This window comes from Ruminococcus bicirculans (ex Wegman et al. 2014), assembly GCF_000723465.1.
In the GTDB taxonomy this organism is placed as follows: Bacteria; Bacillota; Clostridia; order Oscillospirales; family Ruminococcaceae; genus Hominimerdicola; species Hominimerdicola aceti.
The window spans coordinates 47,558-60,048 of sequence record NZ_HF545617.1 but is presented as its reverse complement, the minus strand read 5'-3'; the positions used below and the strand labels follow the sequence as shown (position 1 = coordinate 60,048).

Annotated in this window: 14 protein-coding genes; all 14 read right to left on the bottom strand. The window is 44.6% G+C overall.

Going from position 1 to position 12,491, the window contains the following annotated elements; all coding sequences use genetic code 11:
* Positions 1-9: 9 nt before the first annotated feature.
* Positions 10-363 (bottom strand): TIGR04076 family protein, encoded by a 354-nt coding sequence (locus RBI_RS10770; RefSeq protein WP_041337178.1) that lies wholly within the window; start codon positions 361-363, stop codon positions 10-12.
* 9 nt (positions 364-372) lie between these two features.
* Entirely contained in the window at positions 373-2,988 is a 2,616-nt protein-coding gene (gene mutS / locus RBI_RS10765) for a DNA mismatch repair protein MutS (RefSeq protein ID WP_041337177.1), read from the bottom strand.
* A gap of 138 nt (positions 2,989-3,126) precedes the next feature.
* Positions 3,127-3,537 (bottom strand): YlbF family regulator, encoded by a 411-nt coding sequence (locus tag RBI_RS10760; protein ID WP_022287374.1) that lies wholly within the window; start codon positions 3,535-3,537, stop codon positions 3,127-3,129.
* A 36-nt stretch (positions 3,538-3,573) separates the two neighbouring features.
* A complete protein-coding gene (gene miaB, locus RBI_RS10755) occupies positions 3,574-4,974 on the bottom strand; it encodes a tRNA (N6-isopentenyl adenosine(37)-C2)-methylthiotransferase MiaB (RefSeq protein WP_041337176.1) in 1,401 nt (466 codons plus the stop codon).
* 143 nt (positions 4,975-5,117) lie between these two features.
* Positions 5,118-5,882 (bottom strand): hypothetical protein, encoded by a 765-nt coding sequence (locus RBI_RS10750; protein ID WP_041337175.1) that lies wholly within the window; start codon positions 5,880-5,882, stop codon positions 5,118-5,120.
* A 152-nt stretch (positions 5,883-6,034) separates the two neighbouring features.
* Positions 6,035-6,373 carry a phosphoribosyl-ATP diphosphatase gene (gene hisE, locus RBI_RS10745; protein ID WP_022287377.1) on the bottom strand — a complete coding sequence of 113 codons (339 nt, stop codon included), beginning with the start codon at positions 6,371-6,373 and terminating at the stop codon, positions 6,035-6,037.
* 1 nt (position 6,374) lies between these two features.
* Complete coding sequence (hisI, locus tag RBI_RS10740; protein ID WP_041337174.1) at positions 6,375-6,728, bottom strand: phosphoribosyl-AMP cyclohydrolase; 354 nt, start codon at positions 6,726-6,728, stop codon at positions 6,375-6,377.
* Complete coding sequence (locus RBI_RS10735) at positions 6,728-7,105, bottom strand: SdpI family protein (protein ID WP_041337172.1); 378 nt, start codon at positions 7,103-7,105, stop codon at positions 6,728-6,730. Before RBI_RS10735 ends, hisI begins: the two co-directional genes overlap by 1 nt.
* Positions 7,106-7,110: 5 nt before the next feature.
* Complete coding sequence (gene hisF / locus RBI_RS10730; protein ID WP_022287380.1) at positions 7,111-7,866, bottom strand: imidazole glycerol phosphate synthase subunit HisF; 756 nt, start codon at positions 7,864-7,866, stop codon at positions 7,111-7,113.
* A gap of 1 nt (position 7,867) precedes the next feature.
* Positions 7,868-8,482 (bottom strand): imidazole glycerol phosphate synthase subunit HisH, encoded by a 615-nt coding sequence (gene hisH / locus RBI_RS10725; RefSeq protein WP_041337171.1) that lies wholly within the window; start codon positions 8,480-8,482, stop codon positions 7,868-7,870.
* Positions 8,483-9,061 (bottom strand): imidazoleglycerol-phosphate dehydratase HisB, encoded by a 579-nt coding sequence (gene hisB, locus RBI_RS10720; RefSeq protein ID WP_041337662.1) that lies wholly within the window; start codon positions 9,059-9,061, stop codon positions 8,483-8,485.
* Positions 9,062-9,079: 18 nt separating this feature from the next.
* Positions 9,080-10,369 carry a histidinol dehydrogenase gene (gene hisD, locus RBI_RS10715; protein WP_022287383.1) on the bottom strand — a complete coding sequence of 430 codons (1,290 nt, stop codon included), beginning with the start codon at positions 10,367-10,369 and terminating at the stop codon, positions 9,080-9,082.
* A 29-nt stretch (positions 10,370-10,398) separates the two neighbouring features.
* The gene (hisG, locus tag RBI_RS10710; protein ID WP_022287384.1) at positions 10,399-11,034 is read right to left on the bottom strand and encodes an ATP phosphoribosyltransferase; all 636 of its coding nucleotides are present in this window, start codon (positions 11,032-11,034) and stop codon (positions 10,399-10,401) included.
* Between the two features lie 19 nt (positions 11,035-11,053).
* A complete protein-coding gene (hisZ, locus tag RBI_RS10705) occupies positions 11,054-12,253 on the bottom strand; it encodes an ATP phosphoribosyltransferase regulatory subunit (RefSeq protein WP_041337170.1) in 1,200 nt (399 codons plus the stop codon).
* Positions 12,254-12,491: the final 238 nt, after the last annotated feature.

Genomic DNA, 12,491 nt, shown 5'->3' with positions numbered 1-12,491 from the left:
TATCCTTTTCTATGGCTCTTTCCAAAAGCCGCCTGTATGAAAATTCTCCTTGCCTGTCGGCTTTGCTGTCAAGCGGAACATGACACAGCCGTCAGGACAGACGATAGTTTTTGTATATTTGCTGTCGCCGCCTATCTTAGTCATATCGCCGCCGCTGCGGACAGCTTCCATAATGGGATAAAGCATCATCATTGTTTTACTGCAAATGCCATAGCCGTTCTTATTCACAGGACAGCCATAGGTACAGAAATATTTATCCCCTATCTCCTCGCCGTTTCGGCAATATCTTTCAGTATGGTCGCCATGGAGAAATCCAGTGACCTCTATTTCAAACTCGTACTCCTCGTCATACCACTTTTTCATAACGCTCACCTAAACATATCTCAGCAAGTCTTTCACAAAATCTCTAAGCTCGCTGTCGGTCATTTCGTCTATGTTGGTTTTTCTAAGTCTGTCGGTAACGATGCTGTCGCTTATTTTGTCAAAGGATATCTGGTCGCTTTCTATCTGCTGAGCGGCAAGTCTTGCCTTTTTGTTTTCCGCTTCAAGCTGTTCGAGAAGCTCTTTGGCTCTGTTTATTATCTTGTTTGGCAGACCCGCAAGCTTTGCAACTTCTATGCCGTAGCTTTCGTCAACTCCGCCCGGAACTATCTTTCTAAGGAACTTGATACTATCCCCCTGACGCTTTACTGCGACGGAGAAATTTCTCACGCCCTCGAGCTCTTTTTCAAGGCTTATAAGCTCATGATAGTGTGTTGCAAACAGGGTCTTGCAGCCCATTGATCTGTTGGTGGAGATATACTCCGACACTGCCCTTGCAATGGAGATTCCGTCAAAGGTTGAAGTACCTCTGCCCACCTCATCGAGGATAACAAGGCTGTTTTTTGTGGCGTGCTTTACGATATCTGCAACCTCGCTCATTTCCACCATGAAGGTAGACTGACCTGCGGTAAGGTCATCAGAAGCGCCTATTCTTGTGAAAATCTGGTCGACCACAGATATTTTTGCATAGTCCGCAGGTACAAAGCAACCTATCTGCGCCATAAGGGTGATAAGAGCAACCTGACGCATATAAGTTGATTTACCTGACATATTCGGACCTGTTATGACTGCCATTCTGTTGCTTGTAAGATCAAGATATGTGTCGTTAGGCACGAAAACCTCATCTTTCTGCATAAGCTCAACAACGGGGTGTCTGCCGTTTTTGATATCAATAATGCCGTCAATGGCTATCTCAGGCTTTGTATAGTTATTGTTCACCGCCGCAGTTGCAAACGAGCAAAGCACGTCTATCTGCGCCACTGCTGTGGCAGTTTCCTGCACAAGTCTAAGCTGTGTGGCTGCAAAATCTCTTATCTCCGCAAATATCTCCTGCTCAAGAGTTGCTATCTTATCGCTTGCACCGAGAATAGTGTTCTCTGCGACTTTAAGCTCGTCCGTGATAAAACGCTCGCAGTTGGCAAGGGTCTGTTTTCTTATATAGTTGTCAGGCACAAGGTCATAGTAAGACTTTGTTACCTCGATATAATATCCGAAAACTCGGTTATAGCCTATTTTCAGATTTTTGATACCCGTTTTTTCTCTTTCACGCTCTGCAATATCATCAATTATACCCTTGCCTCCTGAGATTATATTTCTCAGTCCGTCAAGCTGTTCGTTGAAGCCGTCTTTGATAACGTTGCCGTCCTTGACATTAACAGGCGGTTCGTCAACAATGGCGTTCTCAACAAGGTTTGAGATAGCTTCAAGGGTGGATATTTTATTGTTGCAGTTTGCAAGAAGCTTTGAATCAAAACCTTTGAGAAGCTCCTTTATCTCAGGGAGTTTAAGTGCTGTCAGCGACAGTGATTTAAGATCTCTAGGGGTAGCGGTCTTATACATTACCCTTGTCATGAGTCTTTCAAGGTCATAGACTCCTCCCAGTATCTCTTTTAGCTCTCCAAGTTCAACAGGCTTCATTGTGAGCTGTTCAACAGCGTCAAGTCTGTCGATTATCTTTGCAGGATTGACAAGGGGCTGTTCCAGGAAGGATTTTAGCATACGCTTGCCCATGGAAGTTTTGGTATGGTCGAGCACCCACAGGAGCGAGCCTTTTTTCTCTTTATTTCTGAGAGTTTCTGTAAGTTCCAGATTTCTTCTTGCAGTGAAGCCGATAGTCATGATAGGGTCGGCGTCATGCTTTATTATCTCGGAAAATCTGCCCACCAGTGCTTTCTGTGTATCGTGTATGTATGCAAAAAGTCCGCACACCGCAAAGGCTGCAACTGTGTCAGGCTTTACGCCGATAGATTCAAGGCTGTTTGTGGAAAACTGTTTCAGCACCTCTTCTGTATGTATCTCAGGGGAAAAATCGTTCTCCTCCAAAAGTTGAACGCTGGTCTTGAGCTTTTCTCTTATGAAGCTTGAAAGCTCTTTATTTGAAAGAAAAGCGTCATTTATAAGAATCTCCGCAGGTGAAAATCTCGACAGCTCATTTATAGCCGAGCTTGTCATTTCCTTGCCCTCAAACTCAAACAGATGCACCTCGCCTGTGGAAATATCCGCAAGGCACAATGCGCTTTCCTTGGCTCTCATATAAAATGCACAGATATAGTTGTTGGACGTTTCATCAAGCATACTGCTTTCGATGAGCGTACCAGGGGTGACTACTCTTATGACCTCTCTCGGCACTATACCCTTGCACATGGCAGGGTCCATGGTCTGCTCGCAGATAGCCACATTGTAGCCTTTTTCAATAAGCTTTTTCAGATAAACGTCGCAGGCGTGGTGAGGCACACCGCACATAGGCGCTCTTTCCTCTAGTCCGCAGTCACGACCTGTCAAAGTAAGCTCAAGCTCTCTTGACGCAATGATAGCGTCATCAAAGAACATTTCATAAAAATCTCCCAGTCTGTAGAACAGTATATGGTTTTTATATTTGTTCTTTACTTCAAAATACTGCTTCATCATTGGTGACAGCTTTGAAAAATCTATATCTTTGGTTTCCACTCAAACTCACTCCGTTTCATATATTTATCCACGCACATATCCCTATAGAAATTATCCGCCCCAGTCTGAAGTGGTCTTCAGATTCGGGCAGACGGGGGATAAGCTCCCCCTGACTGTTATTCGTTTTTTGATACTGTCTTAGTGACAGCCGCCGCATGATGCACAGCTTCCTGAACAGCTATGAGGAGCTTCCTCCGGGCAAGTCATTGGGTCTTCGCCGTTTGCAGCCATTGAGATGATATAGTTTACAGAGCCGAGAAGCTTATCCATGACTTCTTTAGCTTCGTTAAATGCGATCATCTTAGGCATAGCCATGATCTCGTCATAAAGCTCTCTGATCTGAGTATCAAGTGCTGTCATCTTCTCGCCGTCCTTATCAGGCTTCTGCATCTCAACGCTGAGCTGTGAACGGAGCTGATTGAACTCGCCTATTTTGTTCTGTATCTCAACATCTGTATCATTGATAGAACAAGCCTCCATATAAGCCTTGTATCTCTCGTCTTCCTGAATAGCCTGTCCAAGCTTTCTTGTCATTTCAATTACATCCATGTTAATTCTCCTTTAAATATTATTCAGCTTTCGCTGTTATTTATCTTCAACAAGCTCGCCTCTCAAAGCCCAGTTCATTGCTTTTGTTATGCGAACCTGAATGAATTTACCGATATATTTTTTATCCGCTTTCACCTCGACGATCATATCCTCGTCGCTCTTGCCTGTGAGATAATCAGCGCCAGTTCTGCCTTCGCCTGTTGGCAGCACGGTTACAGTTCTTCCCACAAATCTAGAAAGCCACGCTGTTGACACCTCTCTCTGCTCCAAAAGCAGTTCTCTCAGCCACAGACCCTTCTGCTTGTCTGAGATGTGATCCTCCATTTCGGCAGCCTTTGTGCCGCTTCGTCTTGAATACACAAAAGAATAGATATTATCGTACTTTACCTTTTTGATAAGCTCCTTGGTTTCGCAGAACTCCTCGTATGTTTCACTTGGAAAGCCAACGATAAGGTCTGTTGTGAATGAAAACTCAGGGTCTTTGCTTCTGGCATAGTCGATTATTTTCAGATAATCCGCCGTGGTATAGCGGCGATTCATAAGCTTTAGTATCCTGTCTGAGCCTGCCTGCACAGGAAGATGCAAATGCTTGCACACCTTTTTGCATTCAAGTATAGCGTCAATAAGCTCATGGCTTGCGTCCTTTGGGTGGCTTGACATAAATCTTATGCGGAAATCGCCCTCTATCTTGTCAAGCTCTCTCAAAAGCTCAGGAAAACCATAACTGTATGAATTAACGTTCTGACCAAGCAGGGTTATTTCCTTATAGCCGTTTTTCACAAGTGCTCTTACCTCTGCGATAACGGACTCAGGCTTTCTGCTGCGCTCTCTGCCCCTGACGTAAGGCACTATGCAATAGGTGCAGAAATTGTTGCAGCCATACATGATAGGCACGAACGCTCTTATCTTATCGTCACGAAGTTGCAAGAAATCCTCGTTTATGTCAACATGATTTTCTGACAGATTGAAAATCCTGTCATGCTTTGATATTATCTCCCATAGCATATTATACATATCGTTATAGGCAAATGTTCCGAACACCAAGTCCACCTGACGATAGGTCTTTTTTATCTTCTCGGCAACGTGCTTCTGCTGAGCCATACAGCCGCAGATACCTATAATAAGCTCGGGATTGTTTTCTTTGAGATGTTTAAGGTCGCCAAGTTTGCCGAACACCTTGTCCTCGGCATTTTCTCTTACCGCACAGGTGTTATACAATATAAGCTGAGCCTCGTTCACGTCGGACGTGAACTCATAGCCCACCTTTGAGAGCATACCTTTTATTTTCTCACCGTCGCTGACGTTTTGCTGACAGCCGTATGAATGGATAAGGGCAAGCGGCTTGTGACCGCAAGTTCTTTCGTATTCACCAGACCATTGGAGCAGCTTCTGCGAAGCGGTTTCCTCATTTATTATTTCCGAAAAATTCTCAGTCATTGATATCCTCATTTCATTTCGTACATTCCTTTTAATTATAAATCTTTTAAGGCTTCTTGTCAAGCGTTTTGGGAGCGAAGAGCCAAACAGGTTGCTTTGCAAAACAAAAAGGGGCAGAAAACTCCGCCCCCATAGATCACATATTATCCCTGAGCTTCGCCCTGACCCTCTGTATCATTTTCTTCCTTGCAGTGGGGTTCTTCAAGTCCTCTTGGGAAAAATTCTACTGTCGGGAATGCTATCTTTTCAAACATCTCGCATGGGCTATCGCTGTTTGTGGAACACTCCTTGCCAGGTACGCAGTAATCATATACAGGCACCATTATAGGCACAGGTCTTGACAACTGAATGATAGCGAAAAGTCCGATAGTTATAAGAACGTTCTTTACCTCGCTTGGTGCAGGCTCTGCGACAAGCTTTGCGTCAAGACACATTGGTGCTGCTACGCTCACAGAAGCGCAAGGCATTGCCGCTGTGCAGCAACAGCATGAGCAGCCGCTTGTAGGCGAGGTGGTGACGATCTGGTTCGGCTCGCAGGTAGAAAATCTCTGTGTGCCGCCGTCGCTGCCGAAAAGAATAACTTTTTTCGTGAATGATGAGGTGCCGTAGACAACTGTCGGAGCTGCGCCTGCCGCTTCATATGCTTCTATCTGCGCCCTGAATGTGTAAGTAACGTCAACTGCATAAAAGCCGTGGTTGAATGCCACCGGAGATATTGCAAAGCTTACGTCTGTCACGTCGATACAAGTGCTTTTGATATACGCCGCAGCGTTTATCACGGTCTGGTCTGCCTGGCTGAATGTAAACGCAAGATCCTCCAGACAATCCTGTGACGAGCATGAATCAAACACACGCATTGCCTCGATACACATTGCTTCCTTGAAAGGTTTGCCGTTAAAATCGCTCATAGTAAGTCCTCCTATAAATCAAATCATGGAAGTTTTTTTACTTCGCTATATTCTATTCGGCAAAAGGCTTTTGTGTGCTTAAATTTCTGAAAATCCTCTCATAAAGCAAAAAAAGCCCTGCGCATGAACGCAGAGCCTTTGGTTACACATAATCAGGTGTTCTTGTCTACCTGATGAAATTTCTTCAGATTGCCTATTTTTTCGTTTCTCTCGTCAAGTACCTTTTCCACGTCAGACCACTCAAGTCCCTGATTTGCCGCAAGCACCATAACGTGATAGAGAAGATCGTTTATTTCATTTTTCAGCTCGTCATTGTCACCATTTTTGGCAGCGATAACTGTTTCTGTAGCCTCTTCGCCCACCTTTTTGCAAATCTTGTCTACGCCCTTGTCAAAAAGATAAGCTGTGTAGCTGTTCTCCTGCGCCTTGCCTGCTTCATAGTCTGCCTTGCGCTGTTTTATTACCTCGAAAATTTCCTGATAAACTGTCATTTTATTCTTCCTCCGTATTATATATCTCATTGAAAAAGCAGCTATATGAGCCTGTATGGCAGGCTGCACCTGTCTGCTTTACGTTAATAAGCAGGGTATCGTTATCGCAGTCCGCATAGATAGAAACCACCTTTTGCAGATGACCGCTTGTTGCACCCTTGTTCCAATATTCCTGTCTTGATCTGCTCCAATACCATGTATAGCCTGTTTCAAGTGTTTTTTTCAAGCTCTCCTTATTCATATAAGCAAGCATGAGCACCGTTTTTGTATCCACATCAAATGCGATAGCAGGTGTAAGCTCGCTTTTTACAAAGTATTTGTCCAGATCGTTTATATCAACTTTTATTGGGTTCATTATTTGTCCTTTCTGTTGCCGTCTTGGTCGAAATTATCTTTGAGTGCTCGTTCTGTTGGTACTATCGTCCAGCACAAAAATACCACCTGTATCACTTCAGCTATGCACATTATCACAGTCGCCTTGCCGCTGCTCATAAAGAAATATGGAACACAGACCAATGCCGAAATTATCGTCATGACCGCTCCGACCTTTACCCACAGACGTCCGCAATAATTGTGGGCAAAATCCCACGTTTCCTGATTTTTCATTGACATAGCAGTGCGATAGCCCACCAAGCAGTTGATATCTTTCGGTGTATGCTTATACATCAGATAGCCGCACAATATCATAAGCACTGGTATAAACAAAGTAAATACGATATTGAAAACAATCATTATGCTCACCTCACGATAATTCCCTTGCTCCTGCAATCGTCCTTTACCTGCTGTACTGTCAGCTCTTTGAAATGGAAAAGGCTTGCCGCAAGAGCCGCTGAGCAATCAGTTTCAAGGAAAGCGTCAGCAAAGTCTGAAAGCTTTCCTGCTCCGCCGCTTGCGATAACAGGTATCTTTACAGCACTGCACACAGCTTTCAGCATTGGCAGGTCAAAGCCGCCCCTTACACCGTCTGTGTCGATAGAGTTCAGGCATATCTCACCTGCACCAAGCTGTTCGCACTTTTTCACCCAGTCGATAAGATCCATTCGCATATCCACTCTTCCGCCGTTGATGTAGACCGTCCACTTGTTGTCGCCGACCTTCTTTGCGTCAACGCCAACGCAGATGCACTGACAGCCGAAAATATCCGCGCCGTCTTTTATAAGCTGAGGATTCTGCACTGCCTGAGAGTTCACAGACACCTTGTCTGCGCCTGCACGGAGAGTATCTCTTATATCGTCAACAGTTTTGATACCGCCTCCAACAGTGAGCGGTACAAATACCTTTTTGGCTGTTTCACGAACAACGTCAAGCATAACGCCTCTGCCCTCGTGGGAGGCTGTTATGTCATAGAAAACTATCTCGTCTGCACCCTGAAGATTGTATTCATATGCACATTCAACAGGGTCACCGACTTCTTTTATGCCCTCGAAATTTACTCCCTTTACTACCTTTCCGTCACGCACATCAAGGCATGGTATAATTCTTTTTGCAAGCATATTATTTTACCTCCTGTGACATTTTCGCAAAGTTTTCAAGTATTTTAAGACCGGTTTTTCCACTCTTCTCAGGGTGGAACTGACAGCCGAATATATATCTTCCGTCTGATACCACCGCAGGGACTTTTGAGCCGTATTCGCAGTAGGCATACAGATTTTTATTATCGCAGAAAGCCTTGTATGAGTGTACGAAATAAACATACTCATCGTCGCCCAGACCGTCAAAAAGAGGACAATCGTGGTTATACACAAGCTTGTTCCAGCCCATGTGCGGGATAACGAGGTCAGGCTCGTTTATCTTGTCAACATAGCCGCCGATAAGGCCAAGACCCTTGCACTCCTCGAACTCATAGCTTTTCTCGAAAAGAAGCTGCATTCCAAGGCATATGCCAAGGAAAGGCTTTATTTTAGCCTGCTCCTTGATAGTATCGATAAGACCGCTGAGACCGAGCATATTCATCGCCCATGGGAACGCTCCCACTCCCGGGAGTATAATTGCGTCGGCTTTTTCGATATCTTCTTTTTTGTCTGTGAGCTTGTTCTCAAAGCCAAGATAGTCCAGAGCGTTTTTTACAGAGAATATATTGCCTGCACCGTAGTCGATTATTGCTATCATTTAAAGCACTCCTTTGGTGGATAAAACTCCTGTTCCTGTTATTTTTACAGCGTCCTTCAAAGCGTGAGCCACTGCCTTGTACATTGCTTCTGCAATATGGTGGTCGTTCTTGCCGTACTCCTCACGGATATGCAGTGTTATGCCTGAGTTGAATGCAAAGGCTCTGAAAAATTCCTCCGTCAGGCAGGTGTCATACTGTCCTATCCTGTCGTCATGGAACTCAGCATTGAACGCAAGGAAAGGTCTGCCGCTTATATCCAGCGAGCAGAATGCCAGCGCTTCGTCCATTGGCACGAAAGCCGAGCCATATCTTGCAATGCCTGCTTTGTCGCCCAATGCTTCCGCAAAGGCTTTGCCCAAGCATATGCCAACGTCCTCAACTGTGTGGTGTCCGTCAACATAAAGGTCGCCTGTGCACTCAACGTCCATGTCTATTCCGCTGTGTACTCCAAGGGCTGTGAGAATATGGTCAAAAAAGCCTATGCCTGTGTTTACACTTACCTTGCCCTCACCGTCCAGCTTTACAAACACTTCTATGTCAGTTTCCTTAGTTTTTCTTTTTATCTCCGCTGTACGCATTTTCATCACCTTTACCGCTTAAAATCTTACCTTTATTGCATTTGCGTGAGCCGTCAGACCCTCTTTTTCTGCAATAAGAACGATATCGTCCTTTGCTTCTCTGAGAGCGTCCTCAGTGTAATATGTAAAGCTTGAACGCTTCTCAAAGCTGTTTACTGACAGAGGTGAGAAGAATCTAGCTGTGCCGCTTGTTGGAAGAACGTGGTTAGGGCCTGCATAGTAGTCGCCAAGCGGCTCTGAAGCATACTGACCAAGGAATATTGAACCTGCATTATCAAGTCTGCCAAGATACTCCATAGGGTTTTCAAAAAGCACTTCAAGGTGCTCAGGAGCAAATCTGTTTGCAAGGTCGCAAGCTTCGTCCTTTGTATTGCAGATAAGGATAGCACCGTAATTTTCAAGAGAGCTTTCGATTATCTCTTTTCTTGAAAGGCTCTGCACCTGTCTGTTTATCTCTTCGATAGTTCTGTCTGCAATGCTCTCGCTTGTTGTAACAAGGATAGCGGAAGCAAGCTTGTCATGCTCAGCCTGTGACATAAGGTCTGCGGCAATGAACTTAGGGTTAGCCTTTTCGTCAGCCATAACAAGTATCTCGCTCGGACCTGCCACCATGTCGATATCAACAACACCATAAAGAAGCTTCTTAGCTGTTGCAACATAGATGTTTCCAGGGCCTACTATCTTATCAACCTTTGGTATCTCCTCTGTGCCGTAGGCAAGGGCAGCAATAGCCTGTGCGCCTCCGCTCATGAACACTCTGTCAACTCCGCAGAGAGCTGCTGCCACAAGAATATCCTTATTTGGTGTGCCGTCTTTGAGCGGTGGAGTCACCATGATTATCTCCTTAACGCCTGCTATCTTTGCAGGAACTGCATTCATAAGCACGCTTGACGGATAAGCTGCTGTGCCGCCCGGAACATAAAGACCAACTCTGTTAAGTCCTCTTACCTTCTGACCAAGTATACAGCCGTTATCCTTAGCGTTTATAAAGCTCTGTGACTTCTGTCTTTGGTGAAAATCTGTGATGTTCGCAACTGCGTTGAGCATTGCGTCAACAAAGTCCTGATCGGCTTCAGTGAGAGCATCATTTATAACATCTCTTGGAACTTCATAATACTCTGGGAGCTTGCCGTCAAACTTTTCTGTATAAGCCTTTACAGCGTTGTCGCCACCCTCTCTGACAGTTTCGATTATTTCATTAACAACGGCTGTGACCTTCTTATTTGTTTCGCCACTTCTCTTTTCAAGCTGCTTGAAAAACTCTACCTCGTCTTTGCCGTTGACAAAAATCTTCTTTATTTCAGCCATTTCAATACTGTCCTTTCCGTTTATATAAACTACTTGTCGATATTTTCTTCAACAAGCTTTACAAAATTCTCGATCTCCTGCTGGCGCATTTTCATGCTTACCATATTTACGATAAGCCTTGCAGAGATAGGGCAAACGTCCTCGATGACTTCAAGACCGTTTTCTTTAAGTGTCGTGCCTGTTTCAACGATATCAACGATACCGTCTGCAAGCTCAAGGAGCGGTGCAAGCTCAACTGAGCCTTCTATCTTGATGATGTCAACGTCCATTCCCTTTGCTTCAAAAAATCTTCTTGTGATGTTAGGGTATTTTGTTGCAACTGTCTTGACATCAAATCCGCCGTAGAACTTTGAGCCTTTCTTTGTGGCAAGTGCAAATTTACATCTGCCGAAGCCGATATCAACAAGCTCAAAGAACTTGCCCTGCATTTCCATGATAGTGTCCTTGCCAACAACGCCCATATCGCACACGCCATGCTCAACGTATGTGATAACGTCGTTCGCCTTTGCAAGCACAACTTCAAGGTTTCCGTCAGGTACAGGAAGAATAAGCTTTCTTCCCTTTTCTCTTATTGCGGTACAGTCATAGCCTATCTTCTCTAAAAGACCGACTGTATCCTTTTCAAGTCTGCCCTTTGTAAGAGCTATCCTAAGGGGTCTGTTCATTTTAACTTATCCTCCAAACTTATATATCAAGCTCTGTTATCTCGCTGCCAACGACCACAAGCTTCTTTATTCCCTTTGACTTTGCGTAAGCCTTTGTTTCATCGAGGGTGTTGAAAAGCGAATTTTCAACTGTCAGACCCTCTCTTACAAGCGTCTGAGCATATTCCATGGCTTCCACCACGTAGCCCTTTTCACCAAACACAACTGCGTCAGGAGTTCTGAGTTTTGGTGCTCCGCCTAGCTTTTCGATATGTCTTGCAACAGAGTCAACGCTTATGCCGAAGCCCACCGCCGGGCAATCGTTACCGAACTCTGCTAGAAGTCTGTCATATCTTCCGCCTTTAAGCACCGACTGACCGACCTCTGAAAGATAGCCCTTGAACACAATGCCTGTGTAGTAATCCGCATGACTCACGATGCCAAGGTCAACAGATATCTTGCCCTCATAACCAAGGCTTGAAAGTCTGGTGTAGACCTCTTTAAGGTTATAAAGTATGCCTGTTATCTTATCGTCAGTATAAATATCAGCAGCTTTGTCGAACACCTCAACACCTCCGAAAAGTCTTGGGAGCTGTCTGAGCGCGTTTGTGACCTGATTGTCGCCCACCTCGTCAAGGATATCGTTAAGTGCAGGATAGTTCTTTGCAGAGATAAGAAGTCTTATCTCCTCTCTTACTGCGTCGTCAACGTCAAGCTGAGCCACAAGCTCCTTGAAATAGCCGATATGACCTATCTCAAGTCTGAAGTTCTCCTTATCAAAGCTTGAAAGGGCTTCAACAGCAGTGCATAGCACCTCGTAATCTGCTCTCTTGGAATTTTCTCCGCCAATAAGCTCGATACCTGCCTGAACTACCTCGTCTGAACGTCCTTTGAGCAGGGAGTTATTTTCAAAAATGCTCTGATTGTAGTATAGTCTAAGGGGAAGCTTTGCTCCCTTTAATCTTGTGGAAGCAAGTCTTGCTATGGGTATCGTGGAATCAGGACGCATAACGATAAGTCTGCCCTTTGAGTCTGTGAGCTTATAAAGGCTCTCCTGCTGGAAGTTTCTCGAGCTTCCCATAAACAAATCGTAAAACTCTATTCCCGGTGTTACCACCTCGCTGTAGCCAAAGCCCTCAAACAGCTTTGACAGCCTGTCCTCCACCATTCTTCGTGCCAGACAGCCCTCAAACAGCAGATCTCTCGTACCCTCAGGGGTTATAAGATCATATCTTTTCATACACTTTCCCTTCCTGTATATAAATTATAGATTGTACTTTTTATGTTGACGCTTGAATAAATATCCGCATAAACACACATTTAAGTGAATTGTAGGGGGACGACGTCCCGCTTTCTATGTTGTTATGTAACGCCTTTACTTACTTTATCATAGTAAAGTGATAGCATAGTATCAACATAAATAATTTTATCATACCCGCCCTTGTTTGTCAATAGTGTTACAAGGGCAAAGTATGAAA